General features: G+C 62.9%; 26 protein-coding genes. 7 read left to right on the top strand and 19 right to left on the bottom strand.

Annotated elements, in window-relative coordinates; all coding sequences use genetic code 11:
• Nucleotides 1–66: 66 nt before the first annotated feature.
• Genes RA302_RS13865 through RA302_RS13855 form a run of 3 tightly spaced genes read right to left on the bottom strand, consistent with a single transcriptional unit; the run spans nucleotide 67 to nucleotide 2653 of the window.
• Nucleotides 67–696: a hypothetical protein gene (locus RA302_RS13865; protein ID WP_047888379.1), complete on the bottom strand. Its 630-nt coding sequence runs from the start codon at nucleotides 694–696 to the stop codon at nucleotides 67–69.
• On the bottom strand, nucleotides 686–1957 hold the full coding sequence (hisS, locus tag RA302_RS13860; protein WP_243617250.1) for a histidine--tRNA ligase: 1272 nt from the start codon (nucleotides 1955–1957) through the stop codon (nucleotides 686–688). The genes RA302_RS13865 and hisS overlap by 11 nt, the downstream gene beginning before the upstream one ends.
• Before the next feature lie 15 nt (nucleotides 1958–1972).
• The gene (locus RA302_RS13855) at nucleotides 1973–2653 is read right to left on the bottom strand and encodes an MBL fold metallo-hydrolase (protein WP_019748309.1); all 681 of its coding nucleotides are present in this window, start codon (nucleotides 2651–2653) and stop codon (nucleotides 1973–1975) included.
• A 194-nt stretch (nucleotides 2654–2847) separates the two neighbouring features.
• Between RA302_RS13855 and RA302_RS13850 the strand changes: the two genes are divergently transcribed.
• Both RA302_RS13850 and RA302_RS13845 read left to right on the top strand, forming a co-directional pair.
• A complete protein-coding gene (locus RA302_RS13850) occupies nucleotides 2848–3729 on the top strand; it encodes a peptidylprolyl isomerase (protein ID WP_029255291.1) in 882 nt (293 codons plus the stop codon).
• 17 nt (nucleotides 3730–3746) lie between these two features.
• Nucleotides 3747–4541 carry a peptidylprolyl isomerase gene (locus tag RA302_RS13845; protein WP_243617281.1) on the top strand — a complete coding sequence of 265 codons (795 nt, stop codon included), beginning with the start codon at nucleotides 3747–3749 and terminating at the stop codon, nucleotides 4539–4541.
• A 53-nt stretch (nucleotides 4542–4594) separates the two neighbouring features.
• Here RA302_RS13845 and RA302_RS13840 read toward each other — a convergent pair whose 3' ends face one another.
• The 10 genes from RA302_RS13840 to RA302_RS13795 all read right to left on the bottom strand — a co-directional run bounded on the left by RA302_RS13840 (nucleotide 4595) and on the right by RA302_RS13795 (nucleotide 16174).
• Nucleotides 4595–7006 carry a RelA/SpoT family protein gene (locus RA302_RS13840; RefSeq protein ID WP_003943344.1) on the bottom strand — a complete coding sequence of 804 codons (2412 nt, stop codon included), beginning with the start codon at nucleotides 7004–7006 and terminating at the stop codon, nucleotides 4595–4597.
• A gap of 98 nt (nucleotides 7007–7104) precedes the next feature.
• Nucleotides 7105–7638, bottom strand: a complete 534-nt coding sequence (locus tag RA302_RS13835; RefSeq protein WP_243617280.1) for an adenine phosphoribosyltransferase — start codon at nucleotides 7636–7638, stop codon at nucleotides 7105–7107.
• Between the two features lie 41 nt (nucleotides 7639–7679).
• The gene (locus tag RA302_RS13830; protein WP_243617249.1) at nucleotides 7680–9410 is read right to left on the bottom strand and encodes an ABC transporter substrate-binding protein; all 1731 of its coding nucleotides are present in this window, start codon (nucleotides 9408–9410) and stop codon (nucleotides 7680–7682) included.
• A gap of 2 nt (nucleotides 9411–9412) precedes the next feature.
• Nucleotides 9413–10636, bottom strand: coding sequence for a protein translocase subunit SecF (gene secF / locus RA302_RS13825; protein ID WP_007732958.1), 1224 nt, complete (start codon nucleotides 10634–10636; stop codon nucleotides 9413–9415).
• Complete coding sequence (secD, locus tag RA302_RS13820) at nucleotides 10633–12354, bottom strand: protein translocase subunit SecD (RefSeq protein WP_007732956.1); 1722 nt, start codon at nucleotides 12352–12354, stop codon at nucleotides 10633–10635. Before secD ends, secF begins: the two co-directional genes overlap by 4 nt.
• A 197-nt stretch (nucleotides 12355–12551) precedes the next feature.
• Complete coding sequence (gene yajC, locus RA302_RS13815) at nucleotides 12552–12899, bottom strand: preprotein translocase subunit YajC (protein WP_003943339.1); 348 nt, start codon at nucleotides 12897–12899, stop codon at nucleotides 12552–12554.
• A 138-nt stretch (nucleotides 12900–13037) separates the two neighbouring features.
• A complete protein-coding gene (gene ruvB / locus RA302_RS13810) occupies nucleotides 13038–14135 on the bottom strand; it encodes a Holliday junction branch migration DNA helicase RuvB (RefSeq protein WP_243617248.1) in 1098 nt (365 codons plus the stop codon).
• Entirely contained in the window at nucleotides 14132–14731 is a 600-nt protein-coding gene (gene ruvA, locus RA302_RS13805) for a Holliday junction branch migration protein RuvA (RefSeq protein ID WP_007732953.1), read from the bottom strand. Before ruvA ends, ruvB begins: the two co-directional genes overlap by 4 nt.
• A complete protein-coding gene (gene ruvC, locus RA302_RS13800; RefSeq protein ID WP_243617247.1) occupies nucleotides 14728–15297 on the bottom strand; it encodes a crossover junction endodeoxyribonuclease RuvC in 570 nt (189 codons plus the stop codon). The genes ruvA and ruvC overlap by 4 nt, the downstream gene beginning before the upstream one ends.
• A gap of 124 nt (nucleotides 15298–15421) precedes the next feature.
• Nucleotides 15422–16174 carry a YebC/PmpR family DNA-binding transcriptional regulator gene (locus tag RA302_RS13795; RefSeq protein WP_007732951.1) on the bottom strand — a complete coding sequence of 251 codons (753 nt, stop codon included), beginning with the start codon at nucleotides 16172–16174 and terminating at the stop codon, nucleotides 15422–15424.
• Between the two features lie 145 nt (nucleotides 16175–16319).
• On the opposite strand from RA302_RS13795, the gene RA302_RS13790 reads away from it, so the two are divergent.
• Together RA302_RS13790 and RA302_RS13785 are read left to right on the top strand one after the other, a co-directional pair.
• Nucleotides 16320–16676 (top strand): GntR family transcriptional regulator, encoded by a 357-nt coding sequence (locus tag RA302_RS13790; RefSeq protein WP_047269313.1) that lies wholly within the window; start codon nucleotides 16320–16322, stop codon nucleotides 16674–16676.
• Nucleotides 16673–17593 (top strand): hypothetical protein, encoded by a 921-nt coding sequence (locus RA302_RS13785; protein ID WP_054826060.1) that lies wholly within the window; start codon nucleotides 16673–16675, stop codon nucleotides 17591–17593. The genes RA302_RS13790 and RA302_RS13785 overlap by 4 nt, the downstream gene beginning before the upstream one ends.
• A 13-nt stretch (nucleotides 17594–17606) precedes the next feature.
• On the opposite strand, the gene RA302_RS13780 is transcribed toward RA302_RS13785, so the two are convergent.
• Together RA302_RS13780 and RA302_RS13775 are read right to left on the bottom strand one after the other, a co-directional pair.
• Entirely contained in the window at nucleotides 17607–18308 is a 702-nt protein-coding gene (locus tag RA302_RS13780) for a GAP family protein (RefSeq protein WP_081557824.1), read from the bottom strand.
• A gap of 1 nt (nucleotide 18309) precedes the next feature.
• Nucleotides 18310–18510, bottom strand: a complete 201-nt coding sequence (locus RA302_RS13775; RefSeq protein WP_003943331.1) for a hypothetical protein — start codon at nucleotides 18508–18510, stop codon at nucleotides 18310–18312.
• 111 nt (nucleotides 18511–18621) lie between these two features.
• Between RA302_RS13775 and RA302_RS13770 the strand changes: the two genes are divergently transcribed.
• Nucleotides 18622–19836 (top strand): histidine kinase, encoded by a 1215-nt coding sequence (locus tag RA302_RS13770; RefSeq protein ID WP_230359835.1) that lies wholly within the window; start codon nucleotides 18622–18624, stop codon nucleotides 19834–19836.
• On the top strand, nucleotides 19791–20468 hold the full coding sequence (locus RA302_RS13765) for a response regulator transcription factor (protein ID WP_243617246.1): 678 nt from the start codon (nucleotides 19791–19793) through the stop codon (nucleotides 20466–20468). The genes RA302_RS13770 and RA302_RS13765 overlap by 46 nt, the downstream gene beginning before the upstream one ends.
• A gap of 25 nt (nucleotides 20469–20493) precedes the next feature.
• Here RA302_RS13765 and pdxT read toward each other — a convergent pair whose 3' ends face one another.
• Together pdxT and tesB are read right to left on the bottom strand one after the other, a co-directional pair.
• On the bottom strand, nucleotides 20494–21099 hold the full coding sequence (gene pdxT / locus RA302_RS13760; RefSeq protein WP_007732937.1) for a pyridoxal 5'-phosphate synthase glutaminase subunit PdxT: 606 nt from the start codon (nucleotides 21097–21099) through the stop codon (nucleotides 20494–20496).
• A complete protein-coding gene (gene tesB, locus RA302_RS13755; RefSeq protein ID WP_007732935.1) occupies nucleotides 21099–21968 on the bottom strand; it encodes an acyl-CoA thioesterase II in 870 nt (289 codons plus the stop codon). The genes pdxT and tesB overlap by 1 nt, the downstream gene beginning before the upstream one ends.
• A 37-nt stretch (nucleotides 21969–22005) precedes the next feature.
• On the opposite strand from tesB, the gene RA302_RS13750 reads away from it, so the two are divergent.
• A complete protein-coding gene (locus RA302_RS13750; protein WP_261949404.1) occupies nucleotides 22006–22671 on the top strand; it encodes a hypothetical protein in 666 nt (221 codons plus the stop codon).
• A 35-nt stretch (nucleotides 22672–22706) separates the two neighbouring features.
• On the opposite strand, the gene RA302_RS13745 is transcribed toward RA302_RS13750, so the two are convergent.
• On the bottom strand, nucleotides 22707–23528 hold the full coding sequence (locus RA302_RS13745; RefSeq protein WP_019748291.1) for an acyl-CoA thioesterase II: 822 nt from the start codon (nucleotides 23526–23528) through the stop codon (nucleotides 22707–22709).
• A gap of 114 nt (nucleotides 23529–23642) precedes the next feature.
• Nucleotides 23643–25151, bottom strand: coding sequence for an HNH endonuclease signature motif containing protein (locus tag RA302_RS13740; protein WP_243617245.1), 1509 nt, complete (start codon nucleotides 25149–25151; stop codon nucleotides 23643–23645).
• Nucleotides 25152–25181 lie beyond the last annotated feature (30 nt).

The raw sequence follows: 25181 nt of genomic DNA, 5'->3' as shown, positions 1-25181 counted from the left end.
TGCCGACTCCTCACCTGCCGTTTTCACGACTGTCCGTTCTACAACGCTGTAAGAACGGTTTCCACGCTAGTCGAGTAATCCGGCCACTTCGTGGTCTGTCAGTGTGGTTCTCGGCACTCGTCCCTCCGCCGTCACGAGTTCGACGGCGCGGTAGAGCGGACGCTCGGCCAGTCCGGCGCCGCGGGCTTCGGCACGCAACTGTTCGATCAGCACCGAGGACAACGCGGCAGCCGGTACCAACTCACTGGCCGCCAGGGCGTCGGCGAGCTTGCGGAGTGCAAGGATCTCCAATTCGCGCCCGCCCCCTGCCGTGTAGAGCGCGAGCGGTATTCGCACGGTGGACCGACCGTCACCGAGTGTCAGGCTGACCTCGCTGATCCGGCCGGATCGCACCGTCAACGCCGCCGTGAGCACCTCGGCCACGTCGACGTCGTTGGTGCGAAAACCAGCTTGTGCTCGAATCCTGTTGCCATACAAGGTGATATGCCGGCGCAGCGTCATCAGAATCGCCAGTGACGTCGGAACCGCGATGACGGCACCGACGATCACTCCGACCGTCATCGTCGAGAACACACTGACGATCAACCCGACGACCACACCGAAGACCACCACAACAACGGCGAACTTCTTCAGCCGCGGCGCGATCAACGCCACGGGAACCAGATCGAGCGAAACCGGTTCAGCCTCAGTGCTCAACGAGATCCCCGAGCTTGTCGACAACTTGGTCGAGCGGCACCGTCTCCTGCTCACCTGTCGCCAATTGCTTGACAACGACAACGCCCTCTTCGAGCTCGCGCTCGCCGAGAACCAAGGCGACTGCGGCGCCCGAGCGATCGGCCGCTTTCATCGAGCCCTTGACGCCACGATTTCCGTACGCCAGGTCGACGCGAATCCCATTGGCACGCAACTGGTGTGCGATCTTCACCAGTGCCGCCTTCGCCTCGGCTCCCATCGGTACACAGAAGACGTCGACACGTGCCGGTGGCGCAACCGACTTACCCTCGGCCTCGAGCGCGAGAACCGTGCGGTCGACGCCGATTCCGAACCCGATCCCCGAGAGCGGCTGTCCGCCCAGCTGTTCCATCAGTCCGTCGTATCGACCACCACCACCGATTCCGGACTGCGCGCCCAGTCCGTCGTGCACGAATTCGAAGGTCGTCTTGGTGTAGTAGTCGAGGCCGCGGACCATGCGCGGGTTGACGACGTAGGGAACTCCCAAGGCGTCGAGGTGCGCTAGTACCTCGTCGAAGTGCGCCTTGCAGCTCTCCGAGAGGTTATCGAGCATGAGCGGTGCGCCGGCCGTCATCTCGCGTACATCTGGGCGCTTGTCGTCGAGCACCCGAAGCGGGTTGATCTCGGCGCGTCGACGCGTGTCTTCGTCGAGCGGGAGTGCAAAGAGAAACTCCTGCAGCAGTTCGCGGTACTGCGGTCGGCAGGTGTCATCGCCGAGAGAGGTGATTTCGAGGCGGAAGCCGTCGAGCCCCAACGACCGGAATCCAGCGTCAGCGATCGCGATGACCTCAGCGTCGAGCGCGGGGTCGTCGATCCCGATGGCCTCGACGCCGACCTGCTGCAACTGGCGGTAGCGACCGGCCTGCGGGCGCTCGTAGCGGAAGAACGGGCCCGCGTAGCTGACCTTGACCGGCAACTGTCCACGATCGAGGCTGTGCTCGATGACGGCACGCATGACACCGGCGGTTCCCTCGGGACGCAACGTCACCGAACGGTCACCGCGATCGGCGAACGTGTACATCTCTTTGCTCACGACATCGGTCGACTCGCCGACGCCGCGCGCGAACAATCCGGTGTCCTCGAAGATCGGCAATTCGATGTGGCCGTACCCGGCCAACCTGGCGGCGCGCGTCAAACCGTCACGAACGGCGACGAATTCGGCTGACTGCGGCGGAACGTAGTCCGGAATTCCCTTGGGTGCAGAGAAGGTGCTGGCTTTACTCACGAGAGGTACTTTTCCTTATTTCTGTGCGCTGAGTCCAACGAGAAACGGGTTCGAGCTTCGCTCGGCGCCGATCGAACTGTTGCCACCGTGCCCGGGCAGGACCACGGTCTCGTCACCGAGTACCAGTAGCTTGCGGGCGATCGAAGCGAGCAACTGCTCGTGATTTCCGCCTGGCAGGTCGCTGCGCCCGATGGAACCCTGGAACAGGGTGTCACCGGTGAACGCCAAGTCCACGGGCCCGCTCTCGGTGTTCGCCTGGGTGCGGAACACCACCGATCCCTGCGTGTGCCCGGGTGTGTGGTCCACCACGAACGTCATTCCGGCCTCGGTGATCTTGTCTCCGTCACTCAGTTCGATCACCTCGTCCGGCTCCACGAACGTCATGCCCTGAATGAATTCCTTCATCGTCGGGCCGATCCCCCGTGCCGGATCGCTGAGCATGTAGCGATCCTCGGGATGGATGTACGCGGGCACGGAGTACCGCTCACAGACCTCGCGGGCCGACCACACGTGATCGAGGTGACCGTGGGTCAGAAGTACTGCATTGACCGACATGTCCTTGGAGTCGAGATATTCGAAGAGCGGCTCGGCTGCATCCTGACCCGGATCGACGACTACGCATTCGCACGCGTCGTCCTGAGCGAGTATGTAGCAGTTGGTTTGGAACATCCCGGCCGGAAAACCAGTGACGAGCACGGGGGCAACTCCTCTTCGAAGGGTGGAAACGAACAACACGCTGTCGGTTACAGCCTAAGCTGCTGCCCCGCCAGTAAGTTCTCAGGTTGCAATGGGAGACTCTGACGACGAGTAGAGCCGCTTGCCGAAGCCGACCCCAGGGTGTCGCTCGGCGGGCCGACCACGATCCACCCGCGATACGGAGGACTACAGCAGTGCCGAGTAACGAGCAACGCCGCGAGGCGGCGAAACGCAAGCTCGAGCGTCAGCTCGAACGTCGCGCAGAACGTGCCCGCAAGCGCAAGCAGATGACGATAGCCGGAACTGCGCTCGGCGTGGTCGTCGTAGTCGGCGTCGTCGGTGGACTCATCTGGTTCAGCAATCGCAGTGACGACGACGCGAACACCACCAACACTGCTGCCGACGATTCGAGCCTCACGCCACAGACTGCGGGTGCAATGCCGGCCGGTCTGTCGACGCCGCTGGCCGACACGGTTTCCTGCTCGTACCCGGCTGACGGCGCTACCGCGTCCAAGGCCAACAACCCTCCTCGTACCGACGGGATTCCCACCACCGCGCCGGACGCGACGCCGAGCATCAGCGTCGAGACCTCGCAGGGAAACATCGGGCTCAAGCTCGACGGAACGAAGTCTCCGTGCACGGTCAACAGCTTCGTGAGCTTGGCGCAGCAGGATTACTTCAACGACACCACCTGCCACCGCATGACGACGAGCCCCTCGCTCCAGGTTCTGCAGTGCGGTGACCCGTCGGGCACCGGCACCGGCGGACCGGGCTACGGATTCGACAACGAGTTCCCCACCACGGCGTACGCCACCACCGACCCGGCAGCGCAAGAGCCCGTCACCTACGCGCGCGGCACGGTTGCGATGGCCAACACCGGGGCACCCGGTAGCAACGGCAGCCAGTTCTTCCTCGTCTACGGCGACTCACAACTCCCGCCGCAGTACACGGTTTTCGGCACGATCGACGAGACCGGTCTCGCCACTTTGGACAAGGTCGCGGCCGGCGGATCGACACCAGAGGGTGACGGCAAGCCGAATCTGACCACCGACATCAAGACAGTAAGGCTCGACTGATGCGACGTAATCCTGTGATGCGCTTTCCTGTAGTTATTGCCGCTGCAAGCGCCGCAGCGCTGCTTCTGGCTGGTTGTTCCAGTGATTCCGGTAGCTCGGACTCGCCGTCCAGCACCTCCAAGGCGAAGACGACAACGGCTGCCATGCCACCGCTCGACATGTCACAGTTCGACGCACTCCCGCCTGTCCCGACTCCGGCGTCGGCGACTGTCGACTGCTCGTACCCGAGCGCGGCGGGCGCTGCAAAGACAGTCAATCCGCCGAACTCCACGGGCGTGTCCACCGAGGGAACCGTCAACGTCGCGCTCACGACTACGGCCGGCCCGATCGGGATGGAACTGAATCGCGCAGCAGCCCCCTGCACTGTCAACAGCATCGTGAGCCTGACCGAGCAGAAGTATTTCGACGACACCCCGTGCCATCGACTCTCGACGATGCCGGGTCTGCAGATTCTCCAATGCGGCGACCCGTCGGGTAAGGGCACCGGTGGACCGGGGTACCAGTTTGCAAACGAGTACCCCACGACCACATACGCTGGGAACGACCCGGCGCTGTCGCTGCCGGTCGTCTACCCCCGTGGCACTCTGGCGATGGCTCATTCGTCCGTACCTGACAGCAACGGTAGCCAGTTCTTCCTCGTCTACGAGGATTCGATGCTGCCGCCTGACTACACGGTCTTCGGAAAGATCGACGACGCCGGCCTGGCGACGATCGAGAAGATCGCAGCCGACGGCGACGACGGAGGCATGGGCGCAACCGGTGGCGGCGCACCCAACACCCCGATCACCATCGAGACTGCAGTAGTCGCCTAACCCTGCTGTGCGCCTTTATTAACCGCCCGCGGTTAATAAAGGCGCACAGCAGTTTACGAAGCAGAGGTCACGCGGTAGACGTCGTAGACGCCTTCCACATTGCGAACCACGTTGAGCACATGACCCAAGTGCTTCGGGTCGCCCATCTCGAAGGTGAACTTGCTGATCGCCACTCGGTCACCTGAGGTGGTGACCGAGGCCGATAGGATGTTCACTTTCTCGTCGGCCAACGCCTTGGTGACGTCGGAAAGCAACCGATGACGATCGAGCGCCTCGATCTGGATCGCGACCAGGAACACCGACGTCGCTGAGGGCGCCCATTCGACGTCGATGATTCGCTCGGACTGATCGTGGAGCGAGTTGGCGTTGGTGCAGTCGGTACGGTGCACGCTGACCGCCCCGCCGCGCGTGACGAAGCCCAGAATCGAATCGCCCGGAACCGGCGTGCAACACTTTGCGAGTTTTGCCACCGTACCGGGTGCTCCGGGAACCAGAATTCCGGAGTCGCCCGTGCTGCGGGTGCGCACCGGCATGGTCGACGGCGTCGAACGCTCGGCCAGTTCCTCCTCGACGGCGCCGACGCCGCCCAGATGAGCAACCAGTCGCTGCACGACGTGGTGCGCAGACACCTGGCTCTCGCCTACCGCCGTGTACAACGCCGAGACGTCGGGATAGCGAAGTTCATGCGCGATCGTGCTCATCGATTCGGCATTCATCAACCGCTGCAACGGAAGTCCCACACGGCGGACTTCCTTCGCGATCTGATCCTTGCCGGACTCGAGCGCCTCTTCGCGGCGTTCCTTCGCGAACCACTGACGGATCTTCGCCTTGGCACGCGGCGAGACGACAAACGTCTGCCAATCTCGGCTCGGCCCGGCGGTGGCAGCCTTCGACGTGAAGACCTCCACCACTTCGCCGTTTTCGAGAGTTCGTTCCAGCGCGACCAGTCGGCCGTTGACCCTGGCACCGATGCATCGGTGCCCGACCTCGGTGTGCACCGCATACGCGAAATCGACGGGAGTCGATCCGGCAGGCAACGTGATCACGTCACCCTTCGGCGTGAAGACGAAGATCTCCTTGACCGCGAGGTCGTAACGCAACGATTCGAGGAACTCCCCCGGATCGGCCGCTTCACGTTGCCAGTCGAGTAGCTGACGCATCCACGCCATGTCGTCGACCTCGGCGATGTCGCCCGCGTGCTTGCCCTTGGTCTCCTTGTACCGCCAGTGCGCGGCGATACCGAACTCCGCGGTCCGGTGCATGTCCTGGGTCCGGATCTGGACCTCCAGGGGCTTGCCTTCCGGTCCCACGACGGTGGTGTGCAGCGACTGGTAGACGCCGTAGCGCGGCTGTGCGATGTAGTCCTTGAAGCGTCCGGCCATCGGCTGCCACAGTGAGTGGACAACGCCGACCGCGGCGTAACAGTCACGCACTTCTTCACACAGGATGCGGACGCCGACCAGATCGTGGATGTCGTCGAAATCGCGGCCCTTGACGATCATCTTCTGATAGATCGACCAGTAATGCTTGGGCCTGCCTTCGACGATGGCGTTGATCCGCGAGGCGGACAGGGTCGAGTTGATCTCGGCGCGAACCTTGGCCAGATAGGTGTCACGAGAAGGCGCGCGATCGGCGACCAGTCGAACGATCTCGTCATACTTCTTCGGGTGCAAGATGGCGAATGAGAGGTCCTCGAGTTCCCACTTGACGGTCGCCATTCCAAGTCGATGTGCAAGTGGCGCAATGACTTCGAGAGTCTCTCGCGCCTTACGTGCCTGCTTTTCTGGCGGCAGGAATCGCATCGTGCGCATGTTGTGCAGACGATCCGCGACCTTGATCACGAGCACGCGCGGGTCCCGCGCCATCGCGATGATCATCTTGCGGATGGTTTCGCCCTCGGCGGCGGTGCCCAGAACGACCTTGTCGAGTTTGGTGACGCCGTCGACGAGGTGAGCGACCTCGTCACCGAAGTCCTTGGTCAACTCTTCGAGTGAGTACCCGGTGTCCTCGACGGTGTCGTGCAGCAGGGCTGCGACGAGGGTGGTGGTGTCCATACCCAACTCGGCCAGAATGCTTGCGACGGCCAACGGATGCGTGATGTACGGATCGCCGGACTTGCGACGCTGGCTCGAATGTCTGTCCTCGGCGACGTCGTACGCACGCTGGAGCAGCGCGAGGTCGGCCTTCGGATACAGCTCACGGTGGAGGCTGACCAACGGCTCGAGCACCGGGCGGATGGTGGCGTTGCGCTGACCGGTGATGCGCCGAGCAAGCCGAGCGCGCACCCTACGGGAGGCGGAAGCGGGCACGGCCAGATTCTGCCCACCCCGATTGCCGGTAGTTTGCGCAGATCCCGAATCGTCGGGCACCGCGGACTTCGATGGTGTCGTCTCCGGAGCCGGAACTGCACCCGTCTCCTGCGACACTGCACCCGAGTTCTGTGATCGATCAAGATTCGACGTCATGTCGCCACCTCCTACCACCGAGTTGGTTGAGGCAACCGCCCTGCATCGGGTAATTGCCCTGGAGGTCTAACTCGACCCCCAGGAGACAACTTTAATACTCAGACCTTCACCAGTGATGTCAGTGGGTACTTCAAGAAGCGATCTCGACCGCGCAGTTCCTCGATCTCGAGCACCACTGCGACGCCGACGACGTTCGCTCCACCCAACTCGATCAACTGTACAGCCGCCTCGAGTGTCCCTCCGGTAGCCAGAACGTCGTCGATCACCAGAACATTCCGCCCGGTGAGATCGAAGCCGTTTGCGGGAATCTCGAGAGTCGAGGATCCGTACTCGAGGCTGTACGAACGAGAGAGCACCGGCGGCGGCAGTTTGCCGACCTTCCGCACGGCAACGACTCCCGCACCCATCTTCGCGGCCGCACCGGCACCGAGCAGGAAACCGCGAGCATCGACGGCGGCGATCGTGTCGGCGTCCGGAGCACAGGCGACAAGGGCATCGAGCACGGCCCCGAACCCCTCGGCGTCGGCGAACACCGGAGTCAGATCGGCGAACCGAACACCGGGACCGGGAAAGTTGTCCGCCCAGCGGGTCAGCCGAACAACGGCGTCCCCGGCAGCCCGGTGGATTGCGATCAATTCTTCAGTCGTGTGCAAGGCAACACCATTCGAGACGCTCATCTGCGTAGTACCCATCTGTCCATGTTCCAGCCGGTAGCGGCCCGAGTCGGATTGACCAACACTGCCGACATGCCTGGAGCTACAGCGACAGTTCGTAGTTGATTGAACAGTGGAATCGTAGGCACCTGGGTCCACAGGATGTTCTCCGCCTCCACCGAGAGTCCCAATTGCGCACTCGTGCTCGCATCCACGTTCAACTGATCGATGATCTGATCGATCCTGGCATTTCCGTACGTACCGAGGTTTGCGCCGTTGCCCGATCGCAGCGCTCCGCGCGCGTCGATCATGCTCGCTGTTCCGCCTGCGCCGACTTTGCCTGCCATGCCGGAGAGCACGGCGTCGACTCCCCCACTCTGCAGACTCGCGGGATCGAAGCTGTCGCTACTTGCGTCCTCGACCGTGATTCCCGCCGGAGCACACGCGGCTTTCGCTTCGGAGACGATCTGCGCCCGCACCGGGTCCGGTGCGAGGTACCCGACCCGGACGGTCAACTGGTCGAGGTCGGCTTCCGACAACGACGTCTTCGCAGCCTCGATGTCGGCATTGGCGTACCGATCACCGTCGACCGCAGCGGCGTCGCTGTAAACGAGTGAATCCGGCGCCATCAGTCGCGAATCGACCACGCCGGAACCCAAACCCGCCTGCGGCGCATTCTCCGTCTGCCCGAACTTCTCGAACAGAGTCGTACGCGGAACACAATGCGCGAACGCTCGACGGGCGGCTTCGTCACCAAGCGAACCAGAGGTCGCGAGAACGAACTGCTCGATCGACCGCGACGGAATCTGTTGGACGTCGAACCCGGACGGAGTACCGAGTTCGCCAGCCGAGCCGGAAGCGACGTCGACTACCTCGATCGAGTTCTTGTCGAGATCCTCGGTCAGATTCACACCACGTGGCCAGACGACGATGCGATCGGTCGCCGGCTTGTTGCCCCACCACCGCTCGTTCGCGACCAGCACCAGGCCGTCGTCGGTACTGTACGAGTCGATTCGATACGGACCAGCGGAGGGCAGTACGGAGGTGTCCACCTGACCTGGAGTCAGGTTCCACCCGGTGTTCCAGAAGTCCGCGATCTTCGACAACGCTTCGGTGTCACCGGCATTCACCGCGCTCACCACGTCGCTGACACCCGTGCGCTGCGTCACGATGTGTGAAGGCATCAACGCAGTCGCACCGAACAACGACCGCCAATCGGTGAACGATCGCCCGGGTTTGAAGAACACCGTCGCGTCCTTCGCCCCGCTCTGGCAGTCGATCCGGTCGATGTCCGCGTATCCGAGATTGTTCGCCGTGTCGAACATGGGCTTCACGGCACCATCGACGTCTTCGGTGAACTTGCCACTCGACGCCGCCCAGGTGAGGACGAGATCGTCACAGGACATCGGAATCCCGTCGGAGTACACGGACGCCGGATTGAGCTTGTACGAGACCGTGAGCACGTCACCGGGCAACTCCGACGCCGTTCCGATGTCGGTGTCGGAGACAGGTGCTCCGGCCGGGCCGGTGAACGTGAAGCCGGGAAGCACCCGGCCGAACGCGGCCATCGCCCCGGACACCGATCCAGCTGTCGTGTTGGCGTTGTACGTGGAGATGGAGTTGTCGATGGCATATCCGATGGACGGAACCTGCTCGGCGCTTTCCGAGCAGGCCGCCAACGAACCCGCAGCCACAGCGGTGGCCGCAACGAACGTCATCGATCGAACCAGTGTGCGTGTTCTTGGGAGCATGTTCAGTGCCCCTTCTTGTTTCGCTTTCCGGTCGGCCGCGCACCCGGCTGCGGAGCAACCGGAGCACGGCGTGCAACTGGTGCGCCGACGGCAACCGTCTGCGTACCCTTCTCGGCCAGCGTAGCCCGGCGCGAGAGCACCTTACGAGTGTGCGCGGCAACGGGTCCCCAGCGTTCCTTCATCGACACCAGGAGCGGCGTCGCGAAGAAGATCGAGGAGTACGCACCCACGATGATGCCGACGAGCTGAACGAGCGCAAGGTCCTTGAGTGTGCCGACGCCGAGCATCCAGACCGCGACAACCATCAGAGCGATCACCGGGAGCACGCTGATGACGGTCGTGTTGATCGATCGCATCAAGGTCTGATTCACCGCGAGGTTGGCCTGCTCGCCGTACGTCCGGCGCGTCAGATGCAGAACACCGCGGGTGTTCTCTTCGACCTTGTCGAACACCACCACGGTGTCGTACAGCGAGAAGCCGAGAATGGTGAGCAAACCGATCACCGTCGCGGGTGTCACCTCGAAACCGACGAGCGAGTAGACGCCGGCAGTGACGATGATGTCGAAGAACAACGCAACGATCGCAGCTACCGCCATGTCCCGCTCGAAGCGGATGGCGATGTAGATACTCACGATCACCAGGAACACAATCAGCGCGATCAGCGCCTTCTTGGTGATCTGGCCGCCCCAGGTTTCACTCACGTCCGCAAAACTGATGGCTTGCGCCGACGGGTTCCCGTTCTTGTCCTTGGGCTGGAACTCGTCGAAGAGAGCCGACTGAAGATCGTTGATCTGCGTCGCGTTCAACGTCTCCGACCGGATCTGCACGGTTGCGCTGGCACCCGAGCCGACTGTCTGCACGCTGACCGGTTCGAACCCGAGTGTGTCGGAGTAGACGGTTTCCACCGCCGACGTCTCGACTCCGCCCTCGGCCGGGAACTGAATGCGTGATCCGCCTTCGAAATCGATACCGAAGGTGAAGCCGCGCAGAATGATGCTCAGCAGCGCAATGGCGACCAGAGCGCCGGTCAGTCCGTAGTAGAAGCGACGCTTGCCGACGACCTCGAACGCACCCGTTCCGGTGTACAACCGCGAGAGCCAGCTGTGCTTGGGCATCGCGCCCTGATCGACGCCTGAGTCGGTGATCTCCGACCGGGCCGCCGCATCGGCGGACTCGGCGGCGGAACTGTTGGTGGACCCCACCGGGGAGTTGTTGGACTCGCTCATGCTCGTGTCTCCTTAGCCGACGCAGCGGCGGCAACCTTACGTTCGCGGGCAACCTCTTGCACTGCGCCGAGACCGTTGACGCTGGGCTTGGACCAGAACGCCGAACGGGACGCCATGCTGACCAGTGGCCACGTCACGAGGAACACGACAATCACGTCGAGAATGGTCGTCAGACCCAAGGTGAAGGCGAAGCCGCGCACCTGTCCGACCGCAAGCACGTACAGAACTGCAGCGGCGATGAAGCTCACCGCGTTGCCGGAAAGAATTGTTCGGCGTGCTCTTGCCCAACCGCGTGGCACCGCCGAGCGGAAGCTACGGCCCTCACGCATTTCGTCCTTGATGCGTTCGAAGAACACGACGAACGAGTCGGCGGTCATACCGATACCGATGATCAGACCAGCCATGCCGGCCAAGTCGAGCGTGAAGCCGATGTATCTGCCGAGCAGAACCATGATCGCGTAGACCATGACTCCGGAGAGAATCAGCGACAACGCCGTCAGGACGCCGAGCATGCGGTAGTAGACGAGGCAGTACAGCAGAACGAGAACGAGACCGACCGCGCCGGCGATCAATGCCGCCTGCAGTGAGGCCAGGCCGAGCGTGGCCGAGACCGTCTCGGCCTCAGAGGCTGCGAACGAGAGCGGAAGCGAACCGTACTTCAGTGTGTTGGCAAGTTCTTTGGCACTCTCAGCAGTGAAACTGCCCGTGATCGAGGTGGCGCTACCCGCAGGCGTTGCACCTTGAATCGTGGGAGCGCTGACGACCTTCGAGTCGAGCGTGAACGCTGCCTGCTTGCCGATGTTGGCTGAGGTGAACTCGGCCCAGGTGTTGCTGCCGGTCGTCTTGAACGAGAGGCTGATCTCGTGGCGCGACTGCTGCGAGTTGAAGACCGAAGACGCGTCGGCAATCTCCTGGCCGTCGATGATCGAAGGACCGAGGAGATAGATGTTCAGTCCGTCTTGCGAGCACGCGACCAGCGGCAGGGTCGGGTCGTCGTTTCCACGGAGTGGATCCGCGACGGAGCAGTCGAGGTTCGCCACTGCTTGCTGCTGCACGGTCGGATCGCTGCTCTGCCGGAGGGCGCGCGCTGCGGCGATTTCCGCTGCTGCTGCGTCGCCTTCGTCGGTGCCGTCGCTCGGCGCGTCCCCGGTGGGGGCCGGAGTCGTTGTCTGCGGCGCGGGCGTTGCCTCGGGAGTAGTCGGGTCCTGAGCCAGGAACGGACGGTTCTGCGGCGTCTGCGTCCCGTCAGCGGGTGCTTCGGGGGCCGGTGCATCAGTGGCCGGAGTTTCGGCCGCCGGCGCCTCAGGCGTAGCTGTCCGATTCGCGTCACGGGTGGCGACGTCGATCGAACCCGTCACCGGGCGGATGTACAGACGAGCGGTCTGGCCGAGCGAGCGAGCCTGCGCACTGTCGTCGCCGGGAACGGTGATGACGAGGTTGTCACCGTCGACAACGACCTCGGAACCGGAAACGCCGAGACCGTTGACGCGGGTCTCGATGATTTCCTGAGCCTGCTTGAGACTGTCCTGACTGGGAGCGCTGCCGTCCGGGGTACGAGCGGTCAACGTGACGCGCGTTCCACCCTGCAGGTCGATGCCGAGTTTCGGCGTGGCCGACTTGTCTCCAGTGAAGAACACCAGGGCATACAGTGCCACTACCAGGACCCCGAAAAGGGCCAGGTAGCGGACCGGATGCACCGTTCCGGTGGAAGGTGCCACGATCTTTAAGTCTCCTCGGTAGGTGCAGAGCTTCAGTAAGTGCACGGCTCGGGTGGTCGACGACCACCCGAGCTGCGGCGTTCGAACTGCAACGATTGATCAACGGGGTGAACTGAGCTGCTGGTGTAAGAGCGGACAAGACAATCTGGACGTGTGTCCGAGTTCACAACTCTAGAACACGTACCAGGTCGACGAAGTCAGGACTCCTTGGTGAGCCGGATTTCGGTGTCGGCAGCAGACTCTTCGATCTCGGAAATCGAGTCGTCGTCGTACTCGTCGGTCTCGGTCGTCTCGACGACGCGCTCACGGATGACCAGACGCGACCAGGTGGTGATGACACCGTCCGCGATCTCGAGGTCCACGGTGTCGTCGTCCAGGGAAGCGATCGTGGCGTAGAGCCCGGCCGTGGTCTGCACCCGATCGCCGACCTGCAGCGAGTCCTGCATCTCGGAAGTCGCGGCCAAGGCCTTCTTCTGCTTGCGCATGCCCAGGAACATGGGCACCAGCAGTGCGAGGATCAAGAGGGGGAAAAGCAAACTCGACATGTGTTGATCAACCTCGGTTGTGTTGCACGTTTTACGCCGCGATGGTCCCGGATGGACCTACGCAATACACCAGTGTGCCATTAGTTGCTGAGGATTCCTGACAGATCGGCCGTTCAAGTAGGCCTTTCCAGTCGAAATTCACTCGCCGTTCGGATCGAACAACGTGGCCTGCGGTTCGTTGACACGAACCTCGATACCGCCCGTTGCGGCATCCGGCGGCGGTGTCATTCCGAGTTGAGTCCAGGCAGCGGCGGTAGCCACACGTCCTCGCGGCGTCCGGGCGATCATCCCGGCCCGGACCAGGAACGGCTCGCACACTTCTTCCACCGTCGACGGTTCCTCGCCGACGGCCACCGCAAGCGTCGACACGCCGACGGGCCCGCCGCCGAACGAACGCACCAAAGCACTCAGTACCGAACGGTCGAGACGGTCCAAGCCCAACTGGTCCACGTCGTAGACGGCCAAGGCCGCCTGAGCGACGTCCATGGTGACGATTCCGTCGGCGCGCACCTCGGCGAAGTCGCGAACCCGGCGCAGCAATCGGTTCGCGATACGCGGTGTCCCCCGCGAGCGTCGTGCGATTTCGGCGCCGGCGTCAACTTCGAGATCGACGCCCAGAATTCCGGCCGAACGCATCAGAATCTGTTGCAGCTCTTCGGGTTCGTAGAAATCCATGTGAGCGGTGAACCCGAAGCGGTCGCGCAACGGACCGGTCAGCGCACCCGACCGCGTAGTCGCACCGACCAGCGTGAACGGTGCAACCTCCAGAGGAATCGACGTGGCACCCGGCCCCTTACCGACGACGACGTCGACACGGAAGTCCTCCATCGCCAGGTACAACATCTCCTCGGCCGGACGAGCGATTCGGTGAATTTCGTCGATGAACAACACGTCGCCCTCGACGAGGTTGCTCAGCATCGCGGCCAGGTCTCCGGCGCGTTCGAGCGCCGGTCCGGACGTCAACCGCAGAGAAGAGCCCAACTCCCCCGCGATGATCATCGCCATCGACGTCTTGCCGAGCCCGGGGGGACCGGACATCAGGATGTGATCAGGCGTGCTGCCGCGAAGTTTTGCTCCGGTGAGCACGAGCTGCAGTTGTTCGCGAACACGAGGTTGACCGATGAAGTCGTCGAGACTCTTGGGGCGCAAACTCGCTTCGACATCACCGTCTCCCGCCACCAATTCGGCAGAGACCTGCGACTCGTCGTCGAAATCGTCGATCGGGTCGAAGTTCATCGAGTCTTACCGAGCAGCGACAGAGCAGAACGCAGTGCGACCGACGTAGTGGCCTCGGGCGATTCCGCCAGAACCGAATCCGTGGCCTGCTCAGCCTGCTTGATCGGGAAGCCCAGACCTTCGAGAGCCTCGACGATCTGATCACGGATCGAGCTGCCGACGACGACACCGGACGCCGCGCCGGCCGTCGTCGCGACCGCGTCGACCTTGTCACGCAGTTCGACAACCATGCGCTCAGCGCCGCGTTTTCCGATACCGGGCACCCTCGTCAACGCCGTCAGGTTGCCTTCCGAGAGCGCCCGCCGCAATGCGTCCGGTTCGAGCACTGCAAGAGTTGCCATCGCCAGGCGCGGTCCGACTCCGGAAACCGTCTGCAAGAGGCTGAACAAGTCCTTCGACTCGGTATCGGAAAAACCGTACAGCGTCATCGAGTCTTCGCGAACGATCATCGTCGTGAACAGTCGCGCTTCGCTTCCCCGGTGCAGCGCACCGAGAGTCACCGGGGTGGCATTGACCCGATAGCCGACACCTGACGCTTCGATGACCGCGTGATCGAGCGCAATATCGAGTACCTCGCCGCGTACCGACGCGATCATCGTGAACCTGCCTTCTTCATCTCGGCCAATTTTGCCTGATACTTACGCATTTGTTCAGCGGCCATCGCCTCGGCGCGGGCCATCCGCTCGATCATCGGTGCTCGCCAGCAGTGACAGATCGCCAGCGCCAGAGCGTCGGCAGCGTCAGCAGGTTTCGGCGCCGTCTTCAAATTCAGGATTCGCGTCACCATCGCAGTGACCTGCGCCTTGTCGGCGTTACCGCTGCCGGTGACGGCGGCCTTCACCTCGCTGGGCGTGTGGAAACACACCGGAATGCCGCGTCTGGCGGCAGCGAGCGCGACAACTCCGCCTGCTTGCGCCGTCCCCATCGCGGTACTGACGTTGTGTTGCGCGAACACGCGCTCGATCGCGACGACCTCCGGCTTGTACTGCTCGATCCACAGTTCAGCCGCATCGGAGATCCGCAGAAGCCGAGAACCGAGGTCCATCTCGGCCGGAGTCCGCACCACGTCGACCGCAATGGGGCGCACTTTCCTGCCGTTGCTCCCGTCGACCACTCCCAACCCGCAGCGAGTCAAGCCTGGGTCCACTCCGAGCACGCGCACTTGTCACACCTCTCCATACCGAACAGCTGTTCGATAGCTTAGCGGTGCGCGGGACTACTCCCCCGCATCAACACGCAACCCGGCCCGGACGCGGACGTCAGGACCGGGTTGAGTTGAAAAGCAATCAGTCTTCGAGAGCCGCGAGAACCTCGTCGGAAAGATCGATGTTGGTGTAGACGTTCTGCACGTCGTCAGAATCTTCGAGCGCGTCGACGAGCTTGAAGATCTTGCGTGCGCCGTCGACATCCAGGGGAACCTCGACGGAAGCGCGGAAATCGGCTTCAGCGGAGTCGTAGTCGATGCCGGCTTCCTGAAGTGCCGACCGTACGGCAACCAGATCCTGTGGCTCACTGACGATTTCGAAGGTTTCACCGAGATCGGTGACTTCCTCGGCACCGGCGTCGAGCACAGCCATCAGGACGTCGTCCTCCGACTGGCCGTTCTTCTCGAGCGTGACGACACCCTTGCGAGCAAACAGGTAGGAGACGGAACCCGGGTCAGCGAGGTTGCCACCGTTACGGGTCATCGCGGTGCGAACTTCACCGGCTGCGCGGTTGCGGTTGTCGGTGAGGCACTCGATCAGAACGGCGACGCCGTTGGGTCCGTAGCCCTCGTACATGATGGTCTGCCAGTCTGCGCCGCCCGCTTCTTCACCGGCGCCGCGCTTGCGCGCACGCTCGATGTTGTCATTGGGAACAGACGTCTTCTTCGCCTTCTGGATGGCGTCGTACAAGGTGGGGTTGCCCGTGGGATCGCCACCGCCGGTTCGTGCCGCCACCTCGATGTTCTTGATCAGCTTCGCGAAGGATTTGCCACGACGTGCGTCGATCACAGCCTTCTTGTGCTTGGTGGTGGCCCATTTTGAGTGGCCGCTCATGCGATTCAAGCCCCTTTCCTGCTGCGTTGCGCACGCCGAATGCGCGTCTTTCAGCTCTGCCGATGTTACCCGTCCCACGTCACAACTCGCTGCATCCCCCGACACGAATTAGTCAAACCACGCATTGTTTGCATAGAATGCAAACATGTTGGTGCGAATAGATCACGCCTCCACAACTCCACTCGCGGAGCAGATTGCGGCCGGGGTTCGTGGCTCGGTCATCCGCGGTGAGATCGGTCCCGGTGACCGTCTGCCGTCCGCTCGCGCTCTCGCCGACTCGATCGACGTCAATCTCCACACGGTTCTTCGGGCGTACGCAACACTCCGCGACGAAGGCCTGATCGACCTCCGACGCGGACGTGGCGCCGTTATTCGCGCCGAGTTCGACTCGGGAAGAACAGCTCTCAACGAATCTGCGCGCGAGTTCGTGCGGCAGGCCCGAAATCTCGGACTCGACACCGCGCACATGCTCGACCTCATCAAGGAGACCAGCACACAATGACGACCAGCAAGATCCGACTCTGGACAGCAGCTTCACTGACGTTGATCCCGACCCTGATCCTGGTTCTCGCGCGCTTCGCGTGGGATGAACGCCTGCCCGAAACCGTCGCGAGCCATTGGTCCGGATCGACCCCGGACGGGTTCAGCACCACGACGACGTTTTTCGCCATCGCGCTGGTGATTTCACTGGTGGCTGTCGTTTGCGCCTGTGTCGTCGCGGCCCGTTCGAGCGACAACGCGCCCCTGTTTCTGGCCGTCACCTCAATCTCGAGTGCGACACTGGCGACGATCTGGATTCTGAGCGTCGCCCTGACGATCGACGCCGGGTCGCCGGAAGACGCGCGTATCGGCTGGTGGATTCTTGCGCCGATCGCGGCGGTACTCGTAGGAGTTCTGGCATACGCGCTGCCTGACCAGCAACGAAGCGGCCCGGAGTCGGCACTGCCGACCCCGACGCTCGACACTCCGCTGACGGCCTCCGAACGTGCAGTGTGGGTCGGGCAGGTCCGCAGCGTCTGGCCGTGGATCGTTACCGCCGGCCTCGTAGTTCTCGTGATCGCGACTGCCGCGTACTCGGATTGGTGGGTTGCCGTGATCCTGGGTGTGTCCACACTCGCCGTCACAGCATTCGCGTCGATCACCGTGCGCGTCGACCGTCACGGTGTCGGCATCAGTTCCTGGGGCGTTCGATGGAAGAAGATCCCCATCTCGAAGGTGAAGTCCGCATCAGTCGACGCGATACGTCCAGCCGAATGGGGCGGATGGGGTTACCGAATGACACCGCGCGGAACAGCCGTCACTCTCCGCTCGGGTGAGGCCATCGTGGTCACTCTCGAGAGCGGACGACTGTTCGCCGTAACCGTCGATCACCCGGAAGACGGTGTGAAGCTGATCAATTCGTTGGTTCAGGCTGGTTGATTCACGAACAACGTCAATTCACGAACAACACGGCAGCGGCATTGCCGGCGAGGTAGAAACCGGCAATGCCGAATACCCAACCCATTGCGCTGTCGCCGTAGCGAGACATCAGCGAGTCCACTCGGCGCAGCGGCTTGTCGAGGCGGTTGCCGGCCACGACCCGCCCGCACAACAGAAGCACTGCGGGCATGGCCATGATCAGGCAGTATCCGGCAAGTATCGACGCAGACGCGACTGCGGGCAGCCCAGCAGCGGTGATCATCGCGATCGCCGCCAAGTAGGGCAACATCGTCACCAATTCGGCGGTTCCGGCAGCAATCGCCAGAAGTACAACACTTCTCGCGGAACTGGCCGAGCCGAGCACCCGCTCTCGCCAAACATGGGTTCGATCGGCCTGACCGGATGTGCGTCTCTTCTCGGAATCGAATCGAAAGCTCCACGCGAACAACGCGATACCGAGAATCAACTGCGCAACGCGGGCGGCGGGGGTGTCGAGTAGCGGGGCGACGACTGGCATGCCTACCCGTGCCGTCGTCCAGACGACCACCCCGACAACAAAATAGAACGTCGTGATGACCACCAGATATGTCAGCAGCCTGCGAACCTGCGGTCGTCCCGGCATCAACAACATCCAGACCGGGACGACCAATGTTCCGATGCTCGTACTGTCCAGCAGGGCGAGCCCGCCCAGCGTGGTGAGCAGGACGAGTTCCACGTCAGTCGTTTCGGCGCTCGGGTATCGCTGTCTCCCTCGTTCGGACTGCATTCACGATGTCGAAGGCACCGATGATCGCGAGGATCACGCCGAGTGGTCCGCCGCGAAACCAGAAGAACTCGGCGTCACGCGCGAACAGCCACAGACAGCCGCCACCGACGACCAAGAGAATGCCGATCATCAACTCGAAGCGAATTTTCATACGTCGAGCCTGTCTTCTCTATCGAATCCGCACATCAGCCATCGGAACAACGCCGACCTCATCATTTGGTATGACAAGTCAGGCGCCCCGATGTGCTCTGATAAGTCTGTGGTGACCAGAAGTCGGAGTGTCGGCAAGTGGAACGATCCGCTCATCGCCTTCGGCCTGTTCGCGATCGGGGTACTCCTCTACCTGGTCGGCCTGTACCAAATGTGGACCGATGTCGGAGGTGTCGCCGACGTTCCCGCCGGGGTTCGGATCGGGATGCTGGCTCTGCTGTGTGCGATCGACTCGTTCCGGCGGGTGCGTCCGGCAACAGCTTTGGCGGCGGGGGCCGTCATCGTCGCGGTCGACGCTGCCCTGGGACCCACTCTGCCGATGTGGCTGGTCCTCTCGGATCTCACCTACGCCGCAGTTCTGTACGGGACGGCGCGGCTGGGCCGAGTGGTGTGTTCTCTGACCGCGGTGACGGTTGCCGCGCTAACCGCACTCGTCTACCTGTCCACCCAGGACGTCCGCGCTGCGGCTGGGGCAGGCGTGGTGACCGCTCTGTTCTTCGGTACACCGGTGTGGTGGGCACTGGTCATCCGTCGACAAGTCGAACTGACCGAGGCCGAACGCGAGCGTTCCAGAGTCCACGAAGCACTCGCCACTCTGGACCGCGAGGCCGCAGTCGCTCACGAACGAGCAACCATGGCGCGCGATCTGCACGACGTCATCGCAAGCCACCTCTCCGCCATCGCAATCCATTCGGAGGCGGCACTGTCCACCTCAGCTCTCTCCGGTGAACGGGGCCAACCAGACGACGGATTGAGGGAGATGATCGGAGCGATCAGATCGAGCAGTCTCGCGGGCCTTTCCGAGATGCGGTCGATGATCGAACTGCTCCACGCCGGGGACGACGAGACCCCGGACCCGCGTTCCTCTCCCCCGCGGCTGACCGAGTTGCCCGTCGTCCTGGACGCAGTTCGGGCAGCCGGCGCCGCCGTGCACGTTGCGATCGACATCGATACTGCCGACCTGCCGAGCGTGGTCGATCACACGGCGTACCGGATCACCCAGGAGGCGTTGACCAATGCGCTCAAGCATGCGCCTGGTGCACCGATCTCGATGTCGATCTCTCTCCAGCACAATGCATTACAGATCGAGATCCGAAACCCCATCGGTCGCGACACATCCAGTTTTCGGGCGGGAACGCACGGACTTGCAAACATGCGTCACCGCGCCGAACTGCTGGGCGGTTCACTCGACGCACTTCCGGTCGACGGAGAATGGACGGTATGCGCACAGATACCGGTCCCCGCGCCGAACGGAACGGATCGGTGATCACCGTCGCCCTGGTCGACGACCACGCCGCGATCCGGTCGGGACTCGCGATGATCCTGCGGCAGCACGACGACATCGATGTCGTCGCAGAAGCCGGTGACGGAGCGTCGGCGATCACCGTCACCCGCACGCATCAACCCGACGTCGTACTCATGGACGTCCGGATGCCAGGCACCGACGGCATCGAGGCGACGCGTCAGATCATCGGGACGACCCGCAGCCGGGTTCTGGTGTTGACCACCTTCGACCTCGACGAATACGTCTTCGCGGCCCTGCGCGCCGGTGCTTCGGGATTCCTGCTCAAGACTGCGACCGCGGACGAGCTGACCAGCGCTATCCGCAACGTCGCGGCCGGAGATGCAGTGCTCGCTCCGCGCGCGGCGCGTGTCCTGATCGGCGAGTTCGTGCAGCGCGCACCCAAACCCACCGAACCGCTGGGATTGAGCGAGCTCACCGACCGTGAACGCGAGGTCCTCGCGCTGTTGGGGACGGGTATGTCCAACGACGAACTGTCGCGTGAACTCGGGGTCGGTGCTCCGACGGTGAAGTCGCACGTGTCGCGAGTTCTGTCGAAGTTGCACCTCACCTCACGCGTCCAGGCGGCGATCCTTGCCCGCGAACTGGAGCTGTAGGTTCGGCCGAGGCTGACTACTCCAGTTATCCGCGAACCAGATCGACGAACATCTCGTGCACTCGACGGTCCCCGGTAACCTCGGGATGGAAAGAAGTGGCGATCACCGAGCCCTGCCGAACCGCGACGATCCGGCCCGCGGCCTCCCCCGCGGCGGCGGGAACCTGCGCAAGGACCTCAACGCCCGGCCCAACTCGCTCCACCCACGGCGCGCGGATGAAGACAGCGCGAATGGGATCACCGATGATGCCCTCGAACTCCAGGTCGGACTCGAAAGAATCGACCTGCCGACCGAAAGCGTTGCGGCGCACCGTCATGTCGATGGCGCCGAGATGCTCGGCGTCCGGCCGGGTGTCTAGTACCTCGCTGGCGAGCAGAATCATGCCCGCACACGATCCGTAAGCCGGCAGCCCGCCGCGGAGTCGCTCACGAAGCGGTTCCAGCAGCTCGAATACCTGCAGAAGCCGGCTCATCGTGGTGGATTCGCCACCGGGGATCACGATGCCGTCGACCTTGTCGAGTTCCTCCGGGCGCCGGATACCCACCGCATCCGCTCCCGAATCATCGAGTGCGGCAAGGTGTTCGCGAACATCACCTTGGAGGGCGAGTACACCGATCAACGGACGCGTCATCACACAGTTCCTGTCTTGTTCTCACGGCTGTTCTTGCTCTCATGGCTGTCGGGTTCGCGTTCGAGACGCGTCAAACCCTCCTGAACCACCGCTGCCACCATGTTGCCATCGCGATCGTAGATACGCCCCTGAGTGAGCGCGCGACCAAAACCTGCCGACGGCGACGTCTGGTCGTAGAGCAACCACTCGTCGGCCCGGAACGGACGCAGGAACCACATCGCGTGATCGAGCGAAGCAGTCTGCGTCTTCACGCCGCGGTGCGGGACTTTCGAAGTTCCGAGCAGGGTCATGTCACTGAGGTACGCGAGGGTGCAGATGTGCAGCAGCGGACGATCCGGCAGAGCCTCGCGGTAGCGCATCCACACGCGTTGTTGCGCGGCGAGATCCGGCGCTGACGCGCTCTGCTCAGCGGGCACAATTCTGATGTCCCAGTTCTTCCATTCCTGATAGAACTGCGATTCAGCCAACTTCGGAACAGTCTGCGCATCCGGCAAGTCCTCCGGCGCCGGAACGGAGGGCATCCGGTCCTGGTGCTCGATACCTTCGTCGTCGACGTGGAACGAGGCCGACATCGTGAAGATCGTCTTGCCGTCCTGAACTGCATTCACCCGGCGGGTGCAGAACGAGCGCCCGTCGCGGATGCGGTCCACCAGGTAGACCGTCGGAATCTTCGGATTGCCCGGGCGCAGGAAATATCCGTGCAACGAGTGCACGTGGTAGCTCTCGTCAACGGTGCTCACGGCAGAAACCAACGACTGCCCGGCAACCTGCCCGCCGAACGTCCGTTGAAGTGCGGTGGGATGGACCGCACCACGGAAGATGTCCTTCTCCAGGTGTTCGAGCGCGAGGATCTCCTCGATACCAACCATGAGTCCTCCGAAAACATAGACCGCCGCACTGGGCGCGATGACGGTTCACAATATCGCCTCGGCGAGCGGGCACGGCACCATGGTGGGCGTGAGTACATTCATCCCGTCCAGTCCCCTCGCCCTGGCCGAGCAGATTGCAACGCTGAGCGGATCGTTTCCGTCGGTGGCGGTAGTAGCGATCGACGGACCTGATTGTGCACAGCCGTCTCGGCTCGCGGATCTGGTCGGCACCGCCGTCGAGTCGCGCGACAGGCCGAGTGCTGTTGTGTCACTGCACGACTACGTGCGGCCGGCTTCGCTGCGATACGAGTTCGGCCACGAGGATGCGCTGAGTTACCGCACTATCTGGTTCGACTATCCGGCACTCGATCGTGAAGTGATCACCGCAGCCCGCACAAAACGGGCGTTCTTGCCGAAACTCTGGGACGAACCCACCGATCGATCGGCTCGGTCGACCCGTATCCCCGTCCATGAGCGCGCGGTCATCGTGATCGCCGGTCCGATGTTGCTCGGGCGCGGGCTGGAGTTCGACGTCAGCGTCCGCCTGGACATGAGCGAACCTGCCATGCGGCGGCACACACCGGAGGCAGATCTGTGGACCGTCGAGGCACTCCTCGAACACCGATCAGAAGTGTCCGAGGAGGTCGATTTCGAGGTCAGATACGACCATCCGGCCCGGCCTGCGGTGCGGTCTCGCCAGTGAAGGTCTCACTGCCATTGATCTCACGTCGGCCGACCTCACTTCGGGCGATACAGCCTGGTCAGACCCTCCTGGACGACTGCAGCAACCATATTTCCTCGGCTGTCGAAGATTCGTCCCTGCGTCAGGGCGCGACCGAAGCCCGCTGACGGCGACGTCTGGTCGTACAACAGCCACTCGTCGGCGCGGAACGGCCGCAGGAACCACATGGCGTGATCGAGCGAAGCGCTTTGCATGGCGACGTCCATGTGGGGGCCGCGAGAAGATCCGAGCAGCGTCATGTCGCTCATGTAGGCAAGCGTGCACACGTGAAATACCGGGTCGTCCGGGAGTGCCTCGCGGGAACGGAACCACACTTGCTGCTGCGCGGCAGCGCCCGGACGTTTGTTGATGTCGGCCTTCGGCACCATTCGAAGGTCCCAATCGGACCACTCACGCGCCAGCCACGCAGTCTCGGGATCCTCCGAATCCTGGGCGATGGCCAAGGTCTCGGGGTCAGGAACGGGTGGCATCTCGTCCTGGTGCTCGATGCCTTCGTCTTGGACGTGGAAGGACGCCGACATCGTGAAAATGGCTTGCCCGTCTTGAATTCCGGTGACCAAGCGGGTCGCGAACGATCGACCGTCCCGAACACGATCGACCAGAAAGACCGTCGGCTCCATCGGATTGCCCGGACGCAGGAAGTATCCGTGCAACGAATGAACTGAATAGGCCGGATCGACCGTGCGTACCGCCGACACCAATGCCTGGCCGGCGACCTGGCCGCCGAAAGTGCGGGTCAGGGTGGTCTCCGCGATGATTCCTCGAAAGATGTCACGCTCGAGGCGTTCCAACTCCAGAATTTCTTCGATCCTCGCCATCGATGCTCCACATCTTCCCATGTACCGACGTCTACCGACCTTCACACAATGCCTGACGCACCCCCAGCCACCAAAGTGGGCATCCGAAAACACTGAGCGACGGGGCGCATCGACTCAGAATGGCGGTGGATCGTCTCCGCCGTCGAAGGTCCTCCTCTGTGCCTTCTTCATCCGCCGGTGCATCCGTATCCGCTGACGCCGGCGTTCACCCCGCACACGAGAGGCCTTGTTCTCCAGACGTGTGCGCCGACGCCGACCACCCTCGGGCAGTACAGGCTCGAGCATTCCCGCCAGCAGATCTGACGGCCTGGTTCGGTAGCAATGTCCGGTCGGCGAGGTCAGCATGACACTCCGGTCCGGGTTCGAGATGTGCAGCCACTGACCGGAATGTCTGAGGCGGTGATGGTTTCGACAATACGCACTCAGATTCGACGCCACGGTCTTTCCACCACGAGCGGGATTGCGATGATCAAAGGGCTCAGTGTGATCAAGATCTGAATTCCATGCAGCGACATCGCAGTGCAACCACTGGCAGCTTCCTGCGATCACCCGCACCCAGGTGTCGAGGACAGTGCCGGGGCGGTAGACCGACGCCGAAGGAACAACGGGTGGAGGTACTGGCTCGCCCTCACCGGAAGACTCGAGCGCGGCATCGGCTGGTACCTTCACCTTCCGAATCAGCGCAGCCGCGGCGATGTCACGCGCATGCTCTGCACTGATCACTCCATAACCGTCGAGGTGAGCGGGTTCGTCTGCACCTGGTGCGTCACCGCCCTGAAGCGTTGATTCCAGCATGACCACGTGAACCAACGGCCGACGCACCACGACAATCCCGCTTCGATCTTGTGGGCAATCGTCCAGGCCGCAATCGCACCGCAGAATCGTCGACCCGGATACCAACACTCCCAATGCGTCAGCTCGTCGTTGCTCGTACTTACGGGAATCGTGTCGACACACCGACATTGCCAACTCCCGCAACCGACGGTCGAAAGCCCGTGCTTCCTCCGCCGGAATACTCCCCAATATCCGCGCCATTCCGTCCTCGGCAGCGCTCACACCCACGAACCGATCAGCCAGGGCGCGGCGTCGACGTTCGCGTATCCCCTCGGGATCCACCACGGCGACGATCCGGTCGATAGCCGCTGTCAATCGGCGACCGGTCAAGCCGGTACCGCCAGGCATCGGTGGCGCCGAGACCTTTTCGAGGAGTTGCCGTTCCACCTCGTCGATCAAATCGTCGGCGACGTTAGCCGTAGCGGAGTCGATCAATCCGACTCGATACAGATCCAGTTCTCCGCGCGCCATGGCGGCACGCGTGCGATGGAGGCGAGTCTTGAGAGAAAAGCCGAGACCGATCAACTTTCCCGCTGCGGCACGGCCCATGGTCAATGCCGCGCCGAGCTCGGCCTCAGCCAGTTCGTGAGCGGTAGACGACCAAGCACCGTTATCAGTGTGGTCAGCGCTGCGACGCTCGCAAAACTCGGCAATGGCAGCCAGTTTCCGTTCCACGAGCATCGATTCGCGCGCATGCAGATCGGCGATGAGATCAATGAGGGCGCAGTCGGATTCGGCACCAGGCAGCTGCGCTGCGGTACCCGAACTTCCTACTCCGTCATCGAACATTCCTCAACATTATTCGAATATACGTTCGAT

Origin of the sequence: Rhodococcus sp. DN22 (assembly GCF_036669995.1) — a bacterium.
Classification (GTDB): Bacteria; Actinomycetota; Actinomycetes; order Mycobacteriales; family Mycobacteriaceae; genus Rhodococcus_F; species Rhodococcus_F erythropolis.
This window is presented reverse-complemented; position numbering and strand designations above follow the sequence as displayed.

Coding starts and splice junctions, on each gene's coding strand:
- RA302_RS13845 (WP_243617281.1), top strand. CDS start 3,747: ATGCGCTTTCCTGTAGTTATTGCCGCTGCAAGCGCCGCAGCGCTGCTT.
- RA302_RS13840 (WP_003943344.1), bottom strand. CDS start 7,006: ATGACGTCGAATCTTGATCGATCACAGAACTCGGGTGCAGTGTCGCAG.
- RA302_RS13830 (WP_243617249.1), bottom strand. CDS start 9,410: ATGCTCCCAAGAACACGCACACTGGTTCGATCGATGACGTTCGTTGCG.
- secF (WP_007732958.1), bottom strand. CDS start 10,636: ATGAGCGAGTCCAACAACTCCCCGGTGGGGTCCACCAACAGTTCCGCC.
- yajC (WP_003943339.1), bottom strand. CDS start 12,899: ATGTCGAGTTTGCTTTTCCCCCTCTTGATCCTCGCACTGCTGGTGCCC.
- ruvB (WP_243617248.1), bottom strand. CDS start 14,135: ATGAACTTCGACCCGATCGACGATTTCGACGACGAGTCGCAGGTCTCT.
- ruvA (WP_007732953.1), bottom strand. CDS start 14,731: ATGATCGCGTCGGTACGCGGCGAGGTACTCGATATTGCGCTCGATCAC.
- RA302_RS13795 (WP_007732951.1), bottom strand. CDS start 16,174: ATGAGCGGCCACTCAAAATGGGCCACCACCAAGCACAAGAAGGCTGTG.
- RA302_RS13790 (WP_047269313.1), top strand. CDS start 16,320: ATGTTGGTGCGAATAGATCACGCCTCCACAACTCCACTCGCGGAGCAG.
- RA302_RS13785 (WP_054826060.1), top strand. CDS start 16,673: ATGACGACCAGCAAGATCCGACTCTGGACAGCAGCTTCACTGACGTTG.
- RA302_RS13775 (WP_003943331.1), bottom strand. CDS start 18,510: ATGAAAATTCGCTTCGAGTTGATGATCGGCATTCTCTTGGTCGTCGGT.
- RA302_RS13765 (WP_243617246.1), top strand. CDS start 19,791: ATGCGCACAGATACCGGTCCCCGCGCCGAACGGAACGGATCGGTGATC.
- pdxT (WP_007732937.1), bottom strand. CDS start 21,099: ATGACGCGTCCGTTGATCGGTGTACTCGCCCTCCAAGGTGATGTTCGC.
- tesB (WP_007732935.1), bottom strand. CDS start 21,968: ATGGTTGGTATCGAGGAGATCCTCGCGCTCGAACACCTGGAGAAGGAC.
- RA302_RS13750 (WP_261949404.1), top strand. CDS start 22,006: ATGACGGTTCACAATATCGCCTCGGCGAGCGGGCACGGCACCATGGTG.
- RA302_RS13745 (WP_019748291.1), bottom strand. CDS start 23,528: ATGGCGAGGATCGAAGAAATTCTGGAGTTGGAACGCCTCGAGCGTGAC.
- RA302_RS13740 (WP_243617245.1), bottom strand. CDS start 25,151: ATGTTCGATGACGGAGTAGGAAGTTCGGGTACCGCAGCGCAGCTGCCT.